The sequence below is a fragment of the Thermus sp. CCB_US3_UF1 genome (assembly GCF_000236585.1).
In the GTDB taxonomy this organism is placed as follows: Bacteria; Deinococcota; Deinococci; order Deinococcales; family Thermaceae; genus Thermus.
The window spans coordinates 687,760-706,679 of record NC_017278.1; the positions used below are offsets into that span (position 1 = coordinate 687,760).

The 18,920-nt window shown below is 70.5% G+C and carries 20 protein-coding genes; 14 read left to right on the forward strand and 6 right to left on the reverse strand.

The features are described 5' to 3' along the window. Positions 1-11: 11 nt before the first annotated feature. Complete coding sequence (locus TCCBUS3UF1_RS03440; protein WP_014515108.1) at positions 12-500, forward strand: DinB family protein; 489 nt, start codon at positions 12-14, stop codon at positions 498-500. 38 nt (positions 501-538) lie between these two features. Continuing rightward, complete coding sequence (locus TCCBUS3UF1_RS03445; protein WP_014515109.1) at positions 539-949, forward strand: DUF3197 domain-containing protein; 411 nt, start codon at positions 539-541, stop codon at positions 947-949. Here the strand turns inward: TCCBUS3UF1_RS03445 and TCCBUS3UF1_RS03450 are convergent. The 6 genes from TCCBUS3UF1_RS03450 to guaA form a co-directional block, all read right to left on the reverse strand. Beyond that, a complete protein-coding gene (locus TCCBUS3UF1_RS03450; RefSeq protein ID WP_041433741.1) occupies positions 929-1,786 on the reverse strand; it encodes a hydroxymethylglutaryl-CoA lyase in 858 nt (285 codons plus the stop codon). The genes TCCBUS3UF1_RS03445 and TCCBUS3UF1_RS03450 overlap by 21 nt on opposite strands. A 4-nt stretch (positions 1,787-1,790) precedes the next feature. After that, positions 1,791-3,452: an acyl-CoA carboxylase subunit beta gene (locus TCCBUS3UF1_RS03455; RefSeq protein ID WP_014515111.1), complete on the reverse strand. Its 1,662-nt coding sequence runs from the start codon at positions 3,450-3,452 to the stop codon at positions 1,791-1,793. Between the two features lie 54 nt (positions 3,453-3,506). Then, positions 3,507-3,971: a ribonuclease HI gene (gene rnhA, locus TCCBUS3UF1_RS03460; RefSeq protein ID WP_014515112.1), complete on the reverse strand. Its 465-nt coding sequence runs from the start codon at positions 3,969-3,971 to the stop codon at positions 3,507-3,509. Between the two features lie 7 nt (positions 3,972-3,978). Beyond that, on the reverse strand, positions 3,979-4,359 hold the full coding sequence (locus TCCBUS3UF1_RS03465) for a VOC family protein (RefSeq protein WP_014515113.1): 381 nt from the start codon (positions 4,357-4,359) through the stop codon (positions 3,979-3,981). A gap of 1 nt (position 4,360) precedes the next feature. Continuing rightward, complete coding sequence (locus tag TCCBUS3UF1_RS03470; protein ID WP_014515114.1) at positions 4,361-4,648, reverse strand: glutamine synthetase/cystathionine beta-lyase binding protein; 288 nt, start codon at positions 4,646-4,648, stop codon at positions 4,361-4,363. A 90-nt stretch (positions 4,649-4,738) separates the two neighbouring features. Then, complete coding sequence (gene guaA / locus TCCBUS3UF1_RS03475) at positions 4,739-6,250, reverse strand: glutamine-hydrolyzing GMP synthase (RefSeq protein ID WP_041433952.1); 1,512 nt, start codon at positions 6,248-6,250, stop codon at positions 4,739-4,741. Between the two features lie 31 nt (positions 6,251-6,281). Between guaA and TCCBUS3UF1_RS03480 the strand changes: the two genes are divergently transcribed. From TCCBUS3UF1_RS03480 to TCCBUS3UF1_RS03535, 12 genes are all read left to right on the forward strand, one after another. Next, on the forward strand, positions 6,282-6,749 hold the full coding sequence (locus tag TCCBUS3UF1_RS03480; RefSeq protein WP_014515117.1) for an S-ribosylhomocysteine lyase: 468 nt from the start codon (positions 6,282-6,284) through the stop codon (positions 6,747-6,749). Beyond that, positions 6,746-7,408 (forward strand): 5'-methylthioadenosine/S-adenosylhomocysteine nucleosidase, encoded by a 663-nt coding sequence (gene mtnN, locus TCCBUS3UF1_RS03485; protein ID WP_014515118.1) that lies wholly within the window; start codon positions 6,746-6,748, stop codon positions 7,406-7,408. The genes TCCBUS3UF1_RS03480 and mtnN overlap by 4 nt, the downstream gene beginning before the upstream one ends. A 15-nt stretch (positions 7,409-7,423) precedes the next feature. Then, entirely contained in the window at positions 7,424-8,347 is a 924-nt protein-coding gene (locus tag TCCBUS3UF1_RS03490; RefSeq protein ID WP_014515119.1) for a ribose-phosphate pyrophosphokinase, read from the forward strand. Positions 8,348-8,421: 74 nt separating this feature from the next. After that, positions 8,422-9,042, forward strand: coding sequence for a 50S ribosomal protein L25 (locus TCCBUS3UF1_RS03495; protein WP_014515120.1), 621 nt, complete (start codon positions 8,422-8,424; stop codon positions 9,040-9,042). A 51-nt stretch (positions 9,043-9,093) separates the two neighbouring features. After that, on the forward strand, positions 9,094-9,666 hold the full coding sequence (pth, locus tag TCCBUS3UF1_RS03500; protein ID WP_014515121.1) for an aminoacyl-tRNA hydrolase: 573 nt from the start codon (positions 9,094-9,096) through the stop codon (positions 9,664-9,666). A 2-nt stretch (positions 9,667-9,668) separates the two neighbouring features. After that, a complete protein-coding gene (gene ddl, locus TCCBUS3UF1_RS03505; protein WP_014515122.1) occupies positions 9,669-10,637 on the forward strand; it encodes a D-alanine--D-alanine ligase in 969 nt (322 codons plus the stop codon). A gap of 50 nt (positions 10,638-10,687) precedes the next feature. Then, positions 10,688-11,479 (forward strand): ChbG/HpnK family deacetylase, encoded by a 792-nt coding sequence (locus tag TCCBUS3UF1_RS03510; RefSeq protein ID WP_014515123.1) that lies wholly within the window; start codon positions 10,688-10,690, stop codon positions 11,477-11,479. Then, positions 11,476-12,729, forward strand: a complete 1,254-nt coding sequence (locus TCCBUS3UF1_RS03515) for an MFS transporter (protein WP_014515124.1) — start codon at positions 11,476-11,478, stop codon at positions 12,727-12,729. Before TCCBUS3UF1_RS03510 ends, TCCBUS3UF1_RS03515 begins: the two co-directional genes overlap by 4 nt. A gap of 13 nt (positions 12,730-12,742) precedes the next feature. Beyond that, positions 12,743-14,791 carry a glycoside hydrolase family 2 TIM barrel-domain containing protein gene (locus TCCBUS3UF1_RS03520; RefSeq protein ID WP_014515125.1) on the forward strand — a complete coding sequence of 683 codons (2,049 nt, stop codon included), beginning with the start codon at positions 12,743-12,745 and terminating at the stop codon, positions 14,789-14,791. A 60-nt stretch (positions 14,792-14,851) separates the two neighbouring features. Continuing rightward, entirely contained in the window at positions 14,852-15,898 is a 1,047-nt protein-coding gene (galT, locus tag TCCBUS3UF1_RS03525) for a galactose-1-phosphate uridylyltransferase (protein ID WP_014515126.1), read from the forward strand. Beyond that, the gene (gene glpK / locus TCCBUS3UF1_RS03530) at positions 15,895-17,379 is read left to right on the forward strand and encodes a glycerol kinase GlpK (RefSeq protein WP_014515127.1); all 1,485 of its coding nucleotides are present in this window, start codon (positions 15,895-15,897) and stop codon (positions 17,377-17,379) included. Before galT ends, glpK begins: the two co-directional genes overlap by 4 nt. Before the next feature lies 1 nt (position 17,380). After that, the gene (locus tag TCCBUS3UF1_RS03535) at positions 17,381-18,919 is read left to right on the forward strand and encodes an FAD-dependent oxidoreductase (RefSeq protein ID WP_014515128.1); all 1,539 of its coding nucleotides are present in this window, start codon (positions 17,381-17,383) and stop codon (positions 18,917-18,919) included. Position 18,920: the final 1 nt, after the last annotated feature.

Genomic DNA, 18,920 nt, shown 5'->3' on the forward strand with positions numbered 1-18,920 from the left:
AGACTAAGGCCATGCCCGCGCCCTTTTTGGAGCCCTTGGTGCCGGGGGTGCCCCCGGCGGTTTCCGCCTGGATCCGGGGCCTGGAGGAGGTGGCCCTCCACCTGGAAGGCTGGGCCTTTGACCTTCCCGAGGAGGCCTTCTGGTGGCGGCCCAAGGAGGAGGCGAACCCCATCGGCGGCCTGGTGCGCCACATTGCCGGAAGCTCCTTGCGCCTTGGGGCCTATGCCTTGGGCCTGGGGCTTCCCGGGTGGGCCACGCGGGGCAGGGAGTGGGAGCTAAGGGGGGAGGCCGAGCCCAAGGCCGTGGTGGTGGCCCGCTTCCGCGAGGCCTGGGATGGGCTCCTTGCCGCCTTCCGGGAGGTGAGGGAAGAGGCCCTTTCGGAGGAGGTGGCCGTGGGCCACCTGGGGGTGAGGGCCCCCAGGGCCCATGTCCTCCACCACCTGGTGGAGCACGCCCAGCACCATGCGGGCCAGGTGATCTACGCCCGCAAGCTCCTCTAGGGGACCTTTGCCCCCGGGGAAGGGGGTAAGATGGGGCCATGGAACGCATCGGCCTGCGCGCTGCGCCCAGGCTTACCCTCGAGGCCCTAAAGGAAGCCCTCAAGGGCTTCCGCCTGCCCGAGGCCAAGGTCTACCTCGTCACCGACTGGCAGGACCGCCGCGAGAAGGCCCGCTACGCCCTTCTCCTCCACGGGGGCAAAAAGGACCTCCTTACCCCGGATGCCTTCGGCCCCGCCTTCCCCGGGGGGGAGGAGGCCCTGGCCGAGCTGGTGGCCTACCTCCTCCAGGGAGGGGCGCGGCGGTTTTATGAAGCCGTGGTCTCCCCCGGGGAGATGACGGCCCTCCTGGACCTGCCCCCGGAGGTCCTCCTCAAGCGGGTGGGCGCCATCGCCAACCCCACCGACCCCGGCATCTACCTCCGGGGCGGCCTACCCGTAAAGGGCCCGTAGCCGGGCGGCCTCCCCCGCAAGCCCCGGCAGGGTCTCGAGGTCCACCCCGGTGCGGAGGCCCCTGGCCTCCAGGAAGGGGAGGACCCTTTCCGTGGGCAGGTTGCCCACCAGCTCGTCCCCGGCGAAGGGGCACCCCCCCACCCCGGCCAGGGCCCCTTCCAGCCACAAGACCCCGGCCTCCAGCACGGCCTCCACCTTGGCCAAGACCCCCTCGGGCCGGGCGTGCAGGTGGGCCCCAAGCCCTTCGGGGCCAAACCGCTCCACGGCCTTTTGCAGCACGGCGAAAATCCTTTCCGGCTCCGCCAGGCCGTAGGTGTCCGCCAGGGCGATCTCCCCCACCCCCACTTCCCTTAGGCGGGCGATGGCCTCCAAGACTCTTTCCGCGTCCCACGGGTCCCCGTAGGGGTTGCCGAAGGCCATGGAGAGGTAGACCACGAGGCCAAGCCGCCCTCGGGTGGCCCGGACCATCTCCGCCACCAGGGGCCAGGACTCCTCCAGGGAGCGGTTGGTGTTTCTGCGCTGGAAGGTTTCCGAAAGGGAGAAGGGATAGCCCACGTGGGTGAGGTTTTGGGTAGCTAGGGCCCGCTCCAGCCCCTTCTCGTTGGCCACGATGGCCAGATAGGTGCGGCCTTGGGGTGGGGGCAGGGCGGCGAGGACCTCTTCCGCGTCGGCCATCTGGGGCACCCACCTGGGGGAGACGAAGCTGGTCAGGTCCAGGTGGCGGAAGCCAGCCGCAAGGAGCTTCTCCAGGAAGGCCACCTTCTCCTCGGTGGGAATGAAGCGGCTAAACCCCTGCCAGGCGTCCCGGGGGCATTCCACCCACTTCACGGCGCCCATGGCCTCACACCTGGAAGACCCCTACCCGGAAAGGCTCCATTTCCGGGTTCAGGGCGCAGGCCTCGAGGGCCTTGATAAGCCACTTCCGGGTTTCGTGGGGGAAGATCACCCCGTCCACCCAGAGCCTGGCCGCGGCGTACCGGGGGTCCAGGGTTTCCTCGTAGCGGCCCTTGATGCGCTCGTAAAGCTCCTTTAGGTCCTCGTCCGAGGGCTCCTTGCCCTCCCGCTTGAGCTTCTCCACCTCCAGTTCCAAAAGGGTTTTGGCCGCCTGGGCCCCGCCCATGACCGCGTACTTGGCGCTGGGCCAGGCGAAAAGGAAGCGGGGGCCATAGGCCTTGCCCGCCAGGGCGTAGTTGCCCGCGCCGAAGGAGCCCCCCAGGATCAGGGTGATCTTGGGCACCCGGGAGTTGGACACCGCGTTCACCAGCTTGGCTCCCCGCCGGATGATCCCCGCCTGTTCCGCCTCCTTGCCCACCATGAAGCCGGAAACGTCCTGGAGGAAGAGGAGGGGGATGCCCACCTGGTTCACCTCCAGGATGAAGCGGGCGGCCTTGTCCGCCGCCTCGGGGTAGATGACCCCGCCCACCTCAATCCGCCCCTTCTTCTTCAGGACCAGGCGCTGGTTGCCCACGATGCCCACCGGGAAGCCGCCAATCCGGGCGAAGCCCGTGACCAGGGTCTCCCCGTACCCCCCCTTGTACTCCAAGAACTCCGAGCCGTCCACCAGGCGGGCGATCACCTCCCGTAGATCGTAGGGCCGGGAGCCATCGGGGGCCACCAGGCCGTAGAGGTCCTCGGGCGGATACCGGGGTTCTTGGGGCTCCTTCCGCCCCTCGGCCCAAGGGGCCAGGCGGGGGGGCGGGTAGAGGGCGGCGAGCTTCCGGATGCGCTCCAGGGCGGCCTCGTCCGTGGGCTCGTAGAAGTCCACGGTGCCAGAGACCTCCGCGTGCATCCGGGCCCCCCCCAGCTCCTCCGAGGAGACCTCCTGCCCGATGGCCGCCTTCACCAGGGCGGGCCCGGCCAGGTAGAGGCCGCTCCCCTCGGTCATGAGGAGGATATCGGTCATCACCGGCAGGTAGGCCCCCCCGGCCACGCAGTTGCCCATGATGGCCGAGATCTGGGGGATGCCCAGGGCGGACATGCGGGCGTTGAGGTAGAAGATGCGGCCAAAGTCGTCCTGGTCGGGGAAGACCTCGTCCTGAAGGGGCAGGAAGACCCCGGCGGAGTCCACCAGGTAAACGGTGGGGATGCGGTTTTCCAGGGCGATGGTCTGGGCCCGGATGACCTTTTTGGCGGTGATGGGGAAGAAGGCCCCGGCCTTCACCGTGGCGTCGTTGGCGATGATCATCCAGTCCCGGCCCGCGATCCGTCCCAGGCCCGTCACCACCCCGCCCGCGGGGGCCCCGCCCCACTCCCCGTACATCCCGTACCCGGCAAAGGCCATGAGCTCGTAGAACTCCGTTCCCGGGTCAATGAGGCGGGCGATGCGTTCCCGGGCCGTGAGGCGTCCCTTTTGGTGTTGCCGCTCCACCGCCTTAGGGCCCCCGCCTTGGCGCACCCTTTCCAGGCTTTCCTTGAAATCCCGTACCAGGGCCACCCAGGCATCCTTGTTGGCCTTCTGCCCCGGGTCCTCGAGGGGGAGCTTGTGGGCGCGTTCGCCTGGCATGCCCCAAGTATAACGCTTTTATGCTCCATCGGAGAAAAGCGTGGGAGGAGGGGCCTAGGGCGGGCAGGGGGCCTGGACCTTGGCCTTTTGCTCCTGGGCCTGGCGCCGGGCCTCCCGGTCCACCCGCCCGTTCTCCGGGTGGCCGGCATGCCCCCGCACCCAGTGGAAGCGTACCCGGTGGCCCGCCATGGCCTGCAGGAGGGCCTGCCACAGGTCCTGGTTCTTGACCGGCTTCCCCTCCCGGGTGCGCCAGCCGTTCTTTGCCCAGCGCTCCAGCCAGCCCTCGTCCAGGGCCTTCTGCAGGTACTGGCTGTCCGTGTAGAGGTCCACCTCGCAGGGCTCCTTGAGGGCCCTGAGCCCCTCCAGGGCCGCGGTGAGCTCCATGCGGTTGTTGGTGGTGCAGGCCTCCCCCCCAAAGAGGAGTTTCTCCCGCCCGGCGTAGCGCAAAAGGGCCGCCCACCCTCCGGGCCCGGGGTTGCCCAGGGAGGCCCCGTCGGTGAAAAGCTCCACCCGCTTCACCGCCCGGCTATTCTAAGCCCCAGATGCTGGCCGGGGCCAGCTCCACCAGGTTCCCCTCGGGGTCGCGGGTGTAGAGGCTTTTCCCTTTGGGCCACTGGGCCCACCACACGGGGAAGCCCGCCGCCAGGAGGCGCCTTTCCCAAAGGGGAAGCTCCTCTTCCGCCACGCGGAAGGCCACGTGAACGCTGCCCCGGGCCCCGTGGGGCGGGAGGGTTTCGTCCCCTTCCGTGAGCTCGGGGTTGAAGACCAGGAACACCCCCCGCCCGGCGCGGAAGAAGGCGTGCCGGGGAGGCTTGAACTGGAAGCAGGGGAGACCCAGAACCCCCTCGTAAAAGGCCCGCGCCCCCTCCAGGTCCCGGGCGTAGACCGAGGTTTCCAGGACCTCCACCTTACTTGAGCTTGGCGATGAGGTCGGCCACGGGGATGGCCTCCAGGGTGGTGGTCTTGACGCTGCCCCTGGAGGCCAGGTGGAGCATGGCCCGGGCCACGCTGGTGGCGTCCGCCGCCTCCACGATGTTCACGAAGTCGTAAGGGCCCAAGACGGCGTACTGGGCCACCACCTTGACCCCAAAGTCCCTTTCCAGCTCCTGGTTGACCTCCTTGATCCGCTCGGGGTTCTTCACCAGGGTCTCGGCGCCGTCGTCCGTCAGGGTGCTGAGGACGATGAAGGTGGGCATCCTTGGCCTCCTTTCCCTTCCAGTCTACCCCTGGGGGGACCTCGAGGTCCACCCTGGCCCTGAGCCCCCTGGGGCTTGGCCCTTTTCCCCTCACTCCCACTCTATGGTGGCCGGGGGCTTGGAGGTGATGTCGTAGACCACCCGGCCTATCTCGGGCACCCTGCGGGTGATGCGCCGGGCCACCTCGTCCAGGAACTCCAGGGGCAGCCTGGCCCAGTCGGCGGTCATGAAGTCCTCGGTGGTCACCGCCCGCAGGGCCAGGACATAGCCGTACTTGCGCTCATCCCCCGCCACCCCCACGCTGCGCAAGGGGGTGAGGACGGCCAGGGCCTGGGCCACCTGGCCGTAAAGGCCCCACTCCCGGAGAAGGCTCGTGAAGAGGTCGTCCGCCTGGCGCAGGATGGAGAGGCGCTCCTCCGTCACCTCCCCCAGGATGCGCACCGCCAGCCCCGGCCCGGGGAAGGGGTGGCGGAGGCGGATGGGGTCGGGAAGGCCCAGGAGGAGGGCCAGTTCCCGCACCTCGTCCTTGAAGAGAAGGCGGAAGGGTTCTAGGAGCTCAAACCCCAGGTCCTCGGGCAGGCCCCCCACGTTGTGGTGGCTTTTGATCTTGGCCGCCCCGTGTCCGCCCGCGGACTCAATCACGTCGGGGTAAAGGGTGCCCTGGGCCAGGAAGCGGAAGGGGCCTTCCTCCCGGGCCACCCCGGAGAAGACCTCCACGAAGGCCCGCCCGATGATCTTGCGCTTCTCCTCGGGGTCTTCCACCCCCTTGAGGGCCTTTAGGAAGCGCCCCTTGGCCTCCACCACCCGGAGGTTTACCCCCAAGGCCCTTAGGGCCCCTTCCACCTCCTCCCGCTCCCCCAGGCGCAGGAGGCCGTGGTCCACGAAGACGGCCAGGTGGTCCACCCCGGCCTTGGCCAGGAGGAGGGCCAGGGTGCTGGAGTCCACCCCCCCGGAAAGGGCCAGGAGCACCCGCTCCCCTCCCACCCGTTCCCGCACCTCCCGCACCCTTTCCTCCAGGATGTGCTCCGGGGTCCAGTCCCGCCGGACCCCGGCCAACTCCAGGAAGTTTTCCAGCATCTGCATCCCCTTGGGGGTGTGGGCCACCTCGGGGTGGAACTGCACGGCGAAGGTTTTGCCGTCTGGGGCCTCCATGGCCGCCACGGGGTTCTCCTCGGTTTCCCCGGAAACGCGCCAGCCCGGGGGGAGCTCGGTGACGGCGTCCTGGTGGCTCATCCAGACCTGCACCTCCCCCTCCAGGCCGCGGAAGAGGGGGCCGGTGTGGCGGGTCAGGAGGGCCTTGCCGTACTCGGCCCGGCCCGCCCGCTCCACCTTTCCCCCGAGCTCCTGGGCCAGGAGCTGCATCCCGTAGCAGATGCCCAGGGTGGGCAGGCCCAGGCGGAGCACCCGGGGGTCGGGCCTGGGGGCGTGGGGGTCAAAGACGCTGTTGGGTCCCCCGGACAGGATGAGGGCCTGGGGGTTATGCCTCAGGACCTCCTCCAGGGGGGCCGTGCCCGGGAGAATGAGGGAGAAGGCCCGGAGTTCCCGGAGCCTGCGGGCGATGAGCCGGGTGTACTGGGAGCCGAAGTCCAGCACCAGGACCATGGAGGCCAGTCTACCAGGGTAGGATGGGGCCATGGCCGAGGTGGAAAGCTTTGCCCTGGACCACACCAAGGTGCGGGCCCCCTATGTGCGCCTGGCGGGCCGGAAGCCCCTCGGGGGAGGGGTGGTGGAGAAGTACGATCTGAGGCTGGCCCAACCCAACCGGGAGGCCATCCCCACCGCCAGCCTCCACACCCTGGAGCACCTCCTGGCGGGGTACCTGAGGGACCACCTGGAAGGGGTCATAGACCTTTCCCCCATGGGGTGCCGCACCGGCTTCTACCTGGTGGCGGAAGGCCCCCTGGGGGAGGAGGCGGTTCTGGTGGCCCTGGAGCGGGCCCTGCGCGACGTTTTGGTCCACCAGGGGCCCATCCCCGGGGCGGGCTTCCGGGCGTGCGGCAACTACCGGGACCACGACCTCCAAGGGGCCAAGGCCTGGGCGGAAAAGGTCCTCCGGGAGGGCCTAAAGGTCCAGCCCACGGTTCCCCTGGAGGGGGCATGACCGCCTTCTTCGCCGCCGAGCCCGAGGAGGCCCGGGCCCTGCGCCAGGCCCTGGGGGCGGAGGAAACCCTGGAAGCCCCCTTTCCCCTCCACCTGGGACCAGGGGTTCTGGTGGCGGAAACGGGGGTGGGGAAGGTGGCGGCGGCCATGGCCGTGGCCCACGTCCTCACCCGTTTTGCCCCAGAGGCAGGCTTTTTCCTGGGGGTGGCGGGGGCCCTGGACCCCGGGCTTAGGGCCTTGGACCTCCTCCTGGCCGAGCGGGCGGTGCAGTGGGATGTGGACCTCACCCCCTTTGGCCGGGCGCCGGGGGAGACCGCTTTGGGCCTGCGGTTTTTCCCCTCGGACCCCCTCCTCCTGGGGCGGGCTGAGGCCGCGGCCCGGGCCCTGGGCTTTTCCGCCCGCCGGGGGGTGGTGGCCACGGGGGACCGGTTTCTGGCCTCCCGGGAAGAGGCGGAAAGGCTGAGAGCGCTCCACGGGGCCAGCGCCGTGGAGATGGAGGGGGCGGCGGCCCTCATGGTGGCCTGGCGCTTCCGCCGCCCCATGGCCCTGGTGCGGGCCGTGACCGACGGGGCAGGGGAGGGGGCAGCGGCAGACTTCCAGGCCTTTTTGGAGGAGGCCTCGAGGCGCCTCGGCCTCCTGGCCCGGGCCCTCGTATACTGAGTGGGGGACCCCGCCATGGGAATCCGGCTCTTCACCGGGAGCGCCCACCCGGACCTGGCCCGGCGGGTGGCCGAGGCCCTGGGGGTGCCTTTGGGACAGGCCCTGGTGGACCGCTTCCCCGACGGGGAGGTGCGGGTAAGGCTCTTGGAGAGCGTACGGGGGGATGATGTCTACCTCATCCAGCCCACCTCGCCCCCGGTGAACGACCACCTCATGGAGCTCCTCCTCCTGGCCGATGCCGCCCGCAGGAGCTCGGCGGGGCGCATCAACGCCGTCATCCCCTACTTCGGCTACGCCCGCCAGGACAAGCAGACCGAGGGGCGGGAGCCGGTGAGCGCCAAGCTGGTGGCCAACCTCCTGGAGGCCGTGGGGATCCACCGGGTGGTTGCCATTGACCTCCACGCCCCCCAGATCCAGGGCTTCTTTGACATCCCCGTGGACCACCTTTCCGCCGTGCGCCTCTTCGCCCGCTACCTGCGGGAGCGGGGGTATGGGGAAAACGCCGTGGTGGTCTCCCCGGACGCGGGCCGGGCCGAGGAGGCCCGCAGGCTTTCCGAGCGCCTGGGCCTCCCCTTCGCCATGCTGGCCAAGCGCCGCCACGGGCCGCGGGAGACCGAGGTCACCTACGTGATCGGGGACGTGGCGGGCAAGCGGCCCTTGGTGGTGGACGATATCGTCTCCACCGGGGGGACGATACGCCGGGGGGTGGAGGCCCTCCTCCAGGCGGGGGCCTTGCCCGAGGTGGTGGTCCTGGCCACCCACCCCGTCCTAGTGGGGGGGGCCAAGGAGAACCTGGCCCACCCCGCCATCCGCGAGGTGGTCTTCACCGATACCATCCCCTTGAGGGATGGCGGGTACACCGTCCTTTCCACCGCCGAGCTTCTGGCCCAGGCCATCCGCCACGTGCATACCAACCAGTCGGTAAGCGCCCTCATCTGACCTAAGGTCTGGGGTTGTGGTAAGCTTTTTTTTGTGCGCCCCTTGGGGGGGCTTGGTTCATTTTGGGAGGAGCCATGGAGTATCGCCTGAAGGCTTACTACCGGGAAGGGGAGCGGCCTAGCGCCTTGCGCCGGGCGGGCAAGCTCCCTGGGGTCATGTACAACAAGAGCCTGAACCGCAAGGTCTACGTGGAGCTGGGGGAGTTTGACAAGGTCTTCCGCCAGGCGGCCATCCACCACGTGATCGTGCTGGAGCTTCCCGACGGCCAGGAGCTCCCCACCCTGGTGCGCCAGGTGAACCTGGACAAGCGGAAGCGCCGCCCCGAGCACGTGGACTTCTACGTCCTCTCCGACGAGCCGGTGGAGATGTACATCCCCTTGCGCTTCGTGGGCACGCCCCAGGGGGTGCGGGAGGGGGGTGTGTTGCAGGAGGTCCACCGGGACATCCTGGTGCGGGTCTCCCCCCGGAACATCCCCGAGTTCATTGAGGTGGACGTTTCCGGCCTGGGCATTGGGGATAGCCTGCACGCCGCCGACCTGAAGCTCCCCGAGGGGGTGCGGCTTGCGGTTTCCCCGGAGGAGACCATCGCCGCGGTGGTGCCCCCTGAGGACGTGGAGAAGCTGGCCGCCGAGGCCCTCGAGGCCCCCGCCGAGCCCGAGGTCATCAAGAAGGGCAAGAAGGAGGAGGAGGCCTAGCCTCCCCCCTTGGGGGCGGGGGGCCAGGGCTCCCCGCCCCCTTTTGCGGCCATGTTCCTGGTGGTGGGGCAAGGCAATCCCGGGGAGGCCTACGCCAAGACCCGGCACAACGTGGGCTTCATGGTCTTGGACCGCTTGGGCCTGGCCTTCCGCCGCAAGGGGGAGGCCCTTTGGGCCGAGGCGGAACTGGGGGGAAAGCGGGGGATCTTCTTGAAGCCCCTCACCTACTACAACCTCACCGGGCGGGCGGTGGCCTCCCTGGTCCGCTTTTACCGCATCCCCCCGGAGCGGATCCTGGTGGTCCACGACGAGATGGACCTCCCCTTAGGCCGCCTGCGGCTTAGGGCGGGGGGAAGCCCGGCGGGCAACCGGGGGGTGGCCTCCATCGCCGAGGCCCTGGGGACCGAGGCTTTCCACCGCCTGCGCATCGGCATCGGCAAGCCCCCTTCCCGGGGGGAGGGGGCGGCCTACGTCCTCTCCCCCTTCTCCCCTGAGGAAGAGCCCCTGGTGGAGCGGGTCCTGGCGGTGGCGGCGGAGGCCGTGGCGTGCTGGGTGAGGGAGGGGCTCCTCCCCTGCGCCGGGCGGTACAACGGCCTGGACCTGCGCCAGGGGGATAAGCTTTAGGCATGGCGCTTCCTAGGGTGCTCCTCATCGCCGGGGGACGAAGCCCGGAGCACGAGGTTTCCCTCCTTTCCGCCCGGGGCGTTTTGGAACACATGCCCTTTCCCACGGAGCTTGCGGTCATCGCCAAGGACGGGGGCTGGCTCTTGGGGGAAAGGGCCCTTGGGGCCCTAGGGGCAGGCCAGGCCCTTCAGGGGGAACACCCCTTTCCTCCCGACCTGGACTGGAACCGCTACGATGTGGTCTTTCCCCTCCTGCACGGCCGCTGGGGCGAGGACGGGACCCTGCAGGGCTTTCTGGAGCTCCTGGGCCGGCCCTACGTGGGGGCGGGGGTGGCGGCCAGCGCCCTTTGCATGGACAAGGACCTCTCCAAGCGGGTCCTGGCCCAGGCCGGGGTGCCCGTGGTGCCCTGGGTGGCCCTATACCCTGGGGAGAGGCCCTTTCTCCCCTTTGAACCTCCCTACTTCGTCAAGCCCGCCAACACCGGTTCCAGCGTGGGCATCCGGCGCGTGGAGAGCCATGCCGGGCTGGAGGAGGCCCTGGAGGAGGCTTTCCGCCACGACGGCAAAGCGGTGGTGGAGAAGGCCCTCCTTGGGGTGCGGGAGCTGGAGGTGGGGGTTTTGGGCAACGTCTTCGCCGAGGCCAGCCCCGTGGGGGAGGTGCGCTACCAGGCCCCCTTCTACGATTACGAGACCAAGTACACCCCCGGGAGGGCCGAGCTCCTGATCCCCGCCCCCCTGGACCCGGGTACCCAGGAGACCATCCAGGAGATGGCCCTGAAGGCCTACCGCCTCCTGGGCATCCGCGGGATGGCCCGGGTGGACTTCTTCCTGGTGGAAGGGGAAGTTTACCTCAACGAGATCAACACCATTCCCGGCTTCACCCCCACCAGCATGTACCCCAAGCTCTTCCAGGCTGCCGGGGTTTCCTACCCCGAGCTCCTCAAGCGGCTGGTGGAGTTGGCCCTGGCCTAGAGCCCTGCCCCCTTTTCCTGTAGAATGGACAGCAAAGGAAAGGGGGGCGTATGGAAGTTTTGGCGCGGCTAGGCCTCGAGGGCAGGCGGGTTCTCATCCTGCACCACGACGACCTGGGCCTGACCCATGCCCAAAACGCCGCTTACCAGGCCCTGGGCTTCCCCACGGGGAGCGTCATGGTGCCGGGGGCCTGGGCGGGTGGGGTGCGGGGGCGGGATCTGGGGGTGCACCTCACCCTCACCAGCGAGTGGTCTGCCCCCCGGATGCGCCCCCTGACCCAGGGGGAGAGCCTGAGGGACGGGGCGGGGTTTTTCCCGGGCAGCCTCGAGGCCCTCTGGACCCAGGCCTGCCCGGAGGAGGTGGAGAGGGAGCTAAGGGCGCAGATCGAGGCGGCCTTTAGGCTTTTTGCCCCCACCCACCTGGACGTCCATCAGGGGGCGGCCCTGCGGCCGGACCTGGCGGAGATTTACTTACGCCTGGCCATCGCCTACCGCCTCCCCCCCTTGCTGCCGGAGAGCCTGGAGGGCCTGGGGGTACCCCCGGCCTTCCTGCCCCATCTGGAAAGGCTTTTGGCCCAGGCCCCCTTCCCCAAGGTGCGCTTTCTGGACCCCTACGGCCTCCCCCCGGAGGAGCGCCTGGGGTTCTACCTGGGCTTGGCGGGGCTTCCCCCGGGGCTTTACCAGCTGGTTCACCACAGCGCCCTCCCCACCCCCGAGGGCCGGGCCCTACCCGACTGGCCCACCCGGGAGGCGGACTACTTCGCCCTGGCCCACCCCGAGGTGCGGCGGGTCCTGGCCGAGTTCCACCCCCTCACCTGGGCGGAGATCCGGGAGGCGCTATGAAACCCTGGCGCTACGCCTCGGGCCAGCTGGGCCTTACCCTGGTTTCGGAAAGCTTTGGCACCTACCTGGCCTTCTTCTACCTGGAGCGCCTAGGGCTTTCCGCGGCCTTCTACGCCCTGGCCCGCACCGCCTATGCCTTTTGGGATGCGGTCAATGACCCCCTTCTGGGCCACCTCTCCGACCGCACCAAGACCCCTTGGGGCCGGAGGCGGCCCTGGCTTCTCCTCGGCATCCCTCTTTTCCTCCTCTTCTACCTCTTGGTCTTCTGGGTGCCCGACTGGGCGCGAAACCCCGGGGTCCTGCCCTATTATTTCGCCCTGGCCATCGTCCTTTACGAGACGGCGGCCACCGTGGTCTGGACCAACCATGGGGCCCTTTTCCCGGAGATGTTCCGGAACCTGCCGGAACGGGCCCGGGCCGCTGCCCTGAAGCGGGGTACCGAGCTTTTCGGCCTCATCCTGGGGATTGCCCTGGCCCCGGTGGTCTACGCCCAGGTGGGGTTTTTCGGCATGGCCCTCCTCTTCGCTGGCCTTTCCCTCTTCGCCTTCCTCTTCTTCCTGGGGGGCGTGGCGGAGGACCCCAGGGCGGGGAGCGGGCTCGGCCTTCTCCCCTCCTTCCGGCTTGTCCTGGGCAACCGAGCCTTCTGGGTGGCGGCCCTGGTGGGGCTTCTCTTTGAGTTCGGGCGCACGGTGATCCAGACGGGCATGGCCTTTTACGCCAAGTACAGCCTGGGCCTGCCCGAGGCCGCCACCACCTTCCTCTTCGCCGCCGTCTTCCTGGTGGCCTTGCCCTCGGTCTTCCTCTGGGGGCGCTTGGCCCAGGCCCTGGGGGGGAAGCGGGCCTGGCGGCTGGCCCATCTCCTCATGGGCCTGGCCGCCCTCCTCCTTTTCCTGCCGCAAAGCCTTCCCGCGGCTCTCCTGGTGGGGGCTTTGGTGGGGGCAGGCTTCGCCGGGGTCCGGGTCACGGGGGAGGTGGTCATGGCCAAGGTGATCGACCTGGATGCGGAGCGGACGGGAACCCGGCGGGAAGGGGCCTATTACAGCCTGGTGGGCCTCCTGGGCCGGGCCTCCGGGGCCTTGGTGGGGCTTTCCTTCGCCCTTCTGGGCCCCCTTTTCGGTTACGTGAGCGGGGAGAACCCGGGGCCGAACCCAGGGCTGGCCTTCCGTTTCCTCCTCTCCGTGGTCCCCGGGGCGGCCATCCTCCTGGCCTACGGGCTTACCGCCCTCTTCCCCCACGAGGTGCGGGAGTAGCGGAGGTGGTGGGATGCGGCTAGAGCGGGCGTTGTTCCTGGCGCATGGGGCCTTGGACCCCGGGGGGCTTCCCCCGGAGGGCTGGCGGGAGGTGGCCCTGCCCCACCAGTGGGCCCTCGAGGGCCTGGAGGCCGAGGTGGGCTGGTACCGCCTCTCCCTGCCCCCAGGGGGGCCGAGGCGTTTCCTCCGCGCCTGGGGGGATTACTTTCAGGAGGCCTGGCTGGAGGGGCGGTACCTGGGGCGGCATGAGGGGTACTTCCTCCCCTGGACCCTGGAGCTTCCCCCGGGGGAGGTGCTTTACCTGAGGGTTTCCGCTCCCAAGGAGCCCCCGGGCCAGTGGCCCCGCTTCAAGCGGCAGATCAAGGGGGTCTTGGGCCAGCACGACTGCCGCCCCGGGGGCAGCGGCCCCCGGGGCCAGGAGCGGGGGACAGGGGGGCTTTGGGGCGGGGTGGAGGTCCTCTTCCGGGAGGGGGTGGCCCTCCTGGGCCTCACCCACCGCCTCCACCCCCGGCCCGGGGGGTGGCGCCTCCTCCTGCGGTTCCTGGTGGATGCGCCCGGCCCCTTCCGCGAGGCGGTCCGCCTCCGCCTGCGCCCGGAGAACTTCCCTGGGGAGGCCCTGGAGAAGACCCTGACCCTGGAGGGGGAGGGGGGGCGGGCCTGGCGGGAGGGGGTCTGGGACCTGCCGGAGATGCCCCTCTGGGAGGTCTGGGAGCGGGGCTTCCCCCACCTCTTCCGCCTCGAGGCCGAGCTCCTGGGGGCTAACGCCACCGCCCCCTTGGGCTTCCGCACCGTGGCCCTGGACGGGGAGGGCTGGCTCCTTCTCAACGGTCGGCGGCTTTTCCTTAGGGGGACGAACCACATCCCCACCCAGTGGCTGGCCGGCTACACCGAGGCCCAGGCGCAAAGGGACGTGGCCCTCCTCAAGGAGGCCCATCTGAACGCCGTCCGGATCCACGCCCACGTCACCCACCCCGCCTTCTACCAGGCCTGCGACCGGGAAGGGGTGCTCATTTGGCAGGACTTCCCCCTGCAGTGGGGCTACGCCCCCGACGAGGCCTTCGCCCAGGAGGCCCTGCGCCAGGCCCGGGGCATGGTGGACCTCCTGGGGGCCCACCCTTCCCTCTACCTCTGGTGCGCCCAGAACGAGCCCACCCACAACCGCCACGCCCTGGGTCCCCTCCTTGGGGCCGCCCTCCGCGCCCAGGACCCCACCCGGCCAGTCAAGGAGGCCTCGGACTTCCGCGAGCACCCCTACCCGGGCTGGTACTGGGGGCATTACCGGGACTTCCTGGCCCTCCCCGGGAGCCCCCTCCCCTCGGAGTTCGGGGCCCAGGCCCTGCCCCGGGCCGAGCTCCTCCGGCGGGTCCTGGGGGAGGCGGCCTGGCCGCCCCAGTGGGAAGTCTGGGCCTACCACAACTTCCAGCCCCACGAAACCTTCCGGGTGGCGGGGGTGCGGATGGGGGAGTCCCTGGAAGCCTTTGTGGAAAACTCCCAGGCCTACCAGGCCCGGCTTCTGGAGTTCGCCATCCACGCCTACCGCCGGGCCAAGGGGCGGGTGGTGGGCTACTTCCAGTTCCTCTTCGCCGAGCCCTGGGAGGGGATCACCTGGGCGGTGCTGGACGTGGAACGGGTGCCCAAGAAGGGCTTTTTCGCCCTCAAGGAGGCCAGCAGCCCCGTCCTCCTCTCCCTGATCCCCTACCGGGAGGCGGTGGAGGTAGGGAGCGCGCCCCTTCAGGAAGCCTGGCTGGTGAGCGACCTGGAGAGGCCCCTCACCCTCTGGGTGTACCTCCGCCTCGAGGGGCCGGAAAACTTAGATTTGTTCCATGATGAAGTGGGCCTGGCCCCGGGGGAGGTCCGGCGCTTCTTCAGCCTGGGCGAGCTTTGGGAAAGCCCTCTGGAGGTCCAGGCCCGCTGGCAACCCTTGCAGGAGGCCCTGCGCCGCCTGCCCCCCGGGGCCTACCGCCTGGTGGGGGAGGCCTGGGAGGAGGAGCGGCTTTGGTCGCGGCATGTCCTGGAGCTTACCTACCTGGAGCCCCTTCTCCCCTTGGAGGCCGCCTGGTGACCCTGGCCTGGGGCAAGATAAGGGAGGCTGACCCCTGGGGTCAGGGAAGCGAGGAGGCCTATGCGCGAGGTGTACCGGCTTCACCACCGCAAGCGGGATGGGCGGGAGCTCATCCTCTATGGCTTTTCCCCTGTGGCGGAGGCGCCCCTTCCCGAGCTGGAGGAGGCCTTCCACCCTACCCCTCACCTCCGCTACCATCCCCTGCGTGGGGAGTGGGTGGTCTACGCCGCCCACCGCCAGGAGCGCACCTTCCTTCCCCCCAAGGAACACTGTCCCCTCTGCCCCAGCCGTCCTGGAGGCTTCCCCACCGAGATCCCCTTCCCCCGCTTCCAGGTGGCGGTCTTTGAAAACCGCTTCCCCGCCCTGGTCCAGAACCCGCCCCCGGCCCCCGAGGGGCTTCCCATCCCCACGGGGCAGGCCGGGGGCCGCTCTGAGGTGGTGGTCTACACCCCGGGCCACGAGGGGAGCCTGGCCACCCTCTCCGAGGAGGAGCGCCTCCTCCTGGCCTGGGTGTGGCGGGAACGGTACCAGGCCCTTTACGCCCAGGAGGGCGTCCGTTTCGTCATGCCCTTTGAGAACCGGGGGGAGGCCGTGGGGGTGACCCTGCACCACCCCCACGGCCAGATCTACGCCTACCCCTTCGTCCCCCCCGTGGTGCAGCGGGAGGCCCAGGCTTTCCGCGAGGGCCCGGTGCTCTTGGAGCTCCTTCCCGCCCTCGAGGCCTACGCGGTGGACCAGGAGGAAGGCTTCTTGGCCTTCGTCCCCCCCTTCGCCCGCTACCCCTACGAGGTGTGGGTGGTCCCCCGGGCGCGCCACCCCGGGCCCTGGACCTTTTCCGAGGCCGAGATGGCTGCCTTCGCCCGGCTCCTGGGCCGGGTGGTGGCCCGCTACGATGCCCTTTTCGCCGAACCCTTTCCCTACGTGATGGTCTTCCACGCCGCCCCCCTGGGGGAGGAGCGCACCTTCCACTTCCACGTGGAGTTCTACCCCCCCAGGCGCACCCGGGACAGGCTCAAGTTCCTGGCGGGGACGGAGCTGGGGGCGGGGACCTTCGTGGTGGACGCCCTGCCCGAGGATACCGCCAGGAAGCTCAAGGAGGCCCTATGACCTACCTGTTGGCCCTGGACCAAGGCACCACTTCCAGCCGGGCCATCCTCTTTACCCCGGAGGGGCGGCCCGTGGCCCTGGCCCAGCGGGGCTTCACCCAGCACTACCCCAGGCCGGGCTGGGTGGAGCACGACCCCTTGGAGCTCTGGGAGAGCCAGCTTTGGGCGGCCCAGGAGGCCCTGCGGCGGGCGGGGGTGGGGGCGGGGGAGGTGGCGGCCCTGGGGATTGCCAACCAGCGGGAGACCACCCTGGTCTGGGAGCGGGGGACGGGAAGGCCCCTCCACCCGGCCATCGTCTGGCAGGACCGCCGCACCGCCCCCCTGTGCCAGGCTCTGAGGGAGCGGGGCCTGGAGGGGGTTTTCCGGGAGCGCACGGGCCTTCTCCTGGACCCCTACTTCTCCGCCACCAAGCTCCTTTGGCTTCTGGAAAACGTGCCGGGCCTCAAGGAGAAGGGGGAGAGGGGGGAGGCCCTTTTCGGCACCGTGGACACCTGGCTCCTCTATCGCCTCACCGGGGGCCAGGTCCACGCCACCGACCCCACCAACGCCAGCCGCACCCTGCTTTTCAACCTCCATACCGGGTCCTGGGACGAGGAGCTTTTGGGGCTCCTGGGCATCCCCCGGGCCATGCTCCCCGAGGTCCGCCCCTCGGATGGGGCCTTTGGGGAGACCCTGCCCGAACTCCTGGGGGCCCCCATCCCCATCCGGGGGGTGTTGGGGGACCAGCAGGCGGCCCTCCTGGGCCAGGGGGGCCTGGAGGCGGGGGCGGCCAAGTGCACCTACGGCACGGGGGCCTTCCTCCTCCTGCACACGGGGGAGCGGCCCGTGCTTCCCCCCCAGGGCCTCCTGGCCACCCCCGCCTACGCCCCCCGGGGCGGACGGGCCTACGCCCTGGAGGGGAGCGTCTTCGTGGCCGGGGCGGCGGTGGGCTGGCTGGAGGAGGTGGGCCTCCTGGGGAAAGGGGAGGCGGAGGCCCTGGCGGGGCAGGTGGAGGATGCGGGCGGGGTGTACTTCGTCCCCGCCTTTACCGGGCTTGGGGCCCCCTACTGGGACCCCTACGCCCGGGGGGGCATCCTGGGCCTTACCCGGGGGACCACCAGGGCCCACCTGGTGCGGGCGGCCCTGGAGGGGGTGGCCTTTTCCGTGGGGGAGGTGGTGCGGGCCATGGCGGAGGCGGCGGGCCTGGCCCTTGGGGCCCTGAAGGCGGATGGGGGGATGGCGGGGAACGACCTTTTCCTGCAGATCCAGGCCGACCTCCTGGGGGTGCCGGTCCTGAGGCCGGGGGTGACGGAGACCACCGCCTTGGGGGCGGCCTGGGCCGCGGGGGTGGGGGTGGGCCTCCTGGCCCCGGAGGACCTGAAGGGACTGTGGCGGGAGGCGGCCCGCTTCTCCCCCCGGATGCCCGAGGCCAAGCGGGAGGCCCGCTACCGGGGCTGGCGGCGGGCCGTGGACCGGGTGCGGGGCTGGGCCGAGGAGGGGTAGGGTGGAGGTTTCCCGGGAGGCCTTCTGGCAGCGCCTCGAGGGGCCCTTAGACCTCCTGGTCATCGGGGGCGGGGCCACGGGGGCGGGGGTGCTGTGGGAGGCGACCCTAAGGGGGCTGAGGGCCGCCTTGGTGGAGGCCAGGGACTTCGCCTCGGGCACCAGCTCCCGCTCCACCAAGCTCCTCCACGGCGGGGTGCGCTACCTGGAGCTGGCCCTAAGGCGCCTGGACCGCCGCCAGCTCCGCCTGGTGGTGGAGGCCCTGCGGGAGCGCCGGGTGGTGATGGATCTGGCCCCCCACCTGGCCCGGCCCCTTCCCCTCCTTACCCCCCTCTTCCGTCCCCTGGACCTGCCCTACTACGGGGCGGGGCTGGCCCTTTACGACCTCCTGGCGGGGCGGAGGCGGCTCGGGCCAAGCCGCTACCTCCCCCCCCGGGCGGTGGCCCGCCTCTTCCCCCACCTGCCCCCCACCCTCGGGGGGGTCCTCTACCTGGACGGCCAGTTCCTGGACCACCGCCTAAACCTCCTCTTGATCCTCTCGGCCCTGGCGCGGGGGGGCATGGCCCTGAACTACGCCGAGGTCCGGGGTTTCCTCCTCAAAGGGGGGAGGGTGGCGGGGGCGGTGGTGCGGGATGGGCTCACGGGGAAGGAGGTGGAGGTCCGGGCCAAGGCGGTGGTGAACGCCGCCGGGCCCCAGGCCGACGGGGTGCGCCGCCTCCTGGACCCGGGGCTTCCCCCCCTGCTTTCCCCCTCCAGCGGGGCCCACCTGGTCCTGGACTACCCCCTCGAGGTGGGCCTCCTCCTCCCCCGGACCCGGGATGGCCGGGTCCTCTTCCTCCTGCCCTACCGGGGGAAGGCCCTCCTGGGCACCACCGACCTCCCCGCCCCGCCCACGGCCTGCCCCCGGCCCCAGGAGGCGGAGGTGGCCTACCTCCTGGAGGAGGTGCGGCCTTACCTGGGGGACCTCTCGGGGCGGGTGCGGGCGGCCTGGGCTGGGCTTAGGCCCCTGGTGGGCCAGGGGGAGACCCGGCTTCTGGTGCGGGACCACCTGATCCGGGAGGAACGGGGGCTTTACACCCTCACCGGGGGGAAGTGGACCACCTTCCGCCTCATGGCCCAGGACCTCCTGGACCGCCTGGACCAGGACCTCGCCTGGGGGCTTCCCCCTTCCCCCTCCCACGCCACCCCCCTCCTGGGGACGGGGCCCAGGCCTTCCCTGGGCCTTCCGCAAGGGGTCCAGGAGCACCTCTACGCCGCCTATGGCGCCCTGGCGGGGGAGGTGGCGGCCTTGGGGGATAGGCCCCTCCTGCCCGGCCTGCCCTACCTGGAAGGGGAGGTGGTCTGGGCGGTGCGGCGGGAGATGGCGCAAAAGCCCCTGGACGTCCTGGCCCGCCGGCTCGGCCTGGCCCTCTTGGACCAGGGGCTGGCGGAACGGGCCCTGCCCCGGGTGGTGGCCCTCATGGCCCCCCTTTTGGGCTGGGGACAAGGGCAAAGGGAAGCCCTCCTGGAGGAGGCCAGGAGGGCCTTGCCCGGGCTCTGCTAGG

What these genes read in the sequence shown, in the direction of transcription:
- TCCBUS3UF1_RS03440 (WP_014515108.1), top strand. Translation starts at nt 12, where the DNA reads ATGCCCGCGCCCTTTTTGGAGCCCTTGGTGCCGGGGGTGCCCCCGGCG.
- TCCBUS3UF1_RS03445 (WP_014515109.1), top strand. Translation starts at nt 539, where the DNA reads ATGGAACGCATCGGCCTGCGCGCTGCGCCCAGGCTTACCCTCGAGGCC.
- TCCBUS3UF1_RS03450 (WP_041433741.1), bottom strand. Translation starts at nt 1,786, where the DNA reads ATGGGCGCCGTGAAGTGGGTGGAATGCCCCCGGGACGCCTGGCAGGGG.
- TCCBUS3UF1_RS03455 (WP_014515111.1), bottom strand. Translation starts at nt 3,452, where the DNA reads ATGCCAGGCGAACGCGCCCACAAGCTCCCCCTCGAGGACCCGGGGCAG.
- TCCBUS3UF1_RS03470 (WP_014515114.1), bottom strand. Translation starts at nt 4,648, where the DNA reads ATGCCCACCTTCATCGTCCTCAGCACCCTGACGGACGACGGCGCCGAG.
- guaA (WP_041433952.1), bottom strand. Translation starts at nt 6,250, where the DNA reads ATGGTCCTGGTGCTGGACTTCGGCTCCCAGTACACCCGGCTCATCGCC.
- TCCBUS3UF1_RS03480 (WP_014515117.1), top strand. Translation starts at nt 6,282, where the DNA reads ATGGCCGAGGTGGAAAGCTTTGCCCTGGACCACACCAAGGTGCGGGCC.
- mtnN (WP_014515118.1), top strand. Translation starts at nt 6,746, where the DNA reads ATGACCGCCTTCTTCGCCGCCGAGCCCGAGGAGGCCCGGGCCCTGCGC.
- TCCBUS3UF1_RS03490 (WP_014515119.1), top strand. Translation starts at nt 7,424, where the DNA reads ATGGGAATCCGGCTCTTCACCGGGAGCGCCCACCCGGACCTGGCCCGG.
- TCCBUS3UF1_RS03495 (WP_014515120.1), top strand. Translation starts at nt 8,422, where the DNA reads ATGGAGTATCGCCTGAAGGCTTACTACCGGGAAGGGGAGCGGCCTAGC.
- pth (WP_014515121.1), top strand. Translation starts at nt 9,094, where the DNA reads ATGTTCCTGGTGGTGGGGCAAGGCAATCCCGGGGAGGCCTACGCCAAG.
- ddl (WP_014515122.1), top strand. Translation starts at nt 9,669, where the DNA reads ATGGCGCTTCCTAGGGTGCTCCTCATCGCCGGGGGACGAAGCCCGGAG.
- TCCBUS3UF1_RS03510 (WP_014515123.1), top strand. Translation starts at nt 10,688, where the DNA reads ATGGAAGTTTTGGCGCGGCTAGGCCTCGAGGGCAGGCGGGTTCTCATC.
- TCCBUS3UF1_RS03515 (WP_014515124.1), top strand. Translation starts at nt 11,476, where the DNA reads ATGAAACCCTGGCGCTACGCCTCGGGCCAGCTGGGCCTTACCCTGGTT.
- TCCBUS3UF1_RS03520 (WP_014515125.1), top strand. Translation starts at nt 12,743, where the DNA reads ATGCGGCTAGAGCGGGCGTTGTTCCTGGCGCATGGGGCCTTGGACCCC.
- galT (WP_014515126.1), top strand. Translation starts at nt 14,852, where the DNA reads ATGCGCGAGGTGTACCGGCTTCACCACCGCAAGCGGGATGGGCGGGAG.
- glpK (WP_014515127.1), top strand. Translation starts at nt 15,895, where the DNA reads ATGACCTACCTGTTGGCCCTGGACCAAGGCACCACTTCCAGCCGGGCC.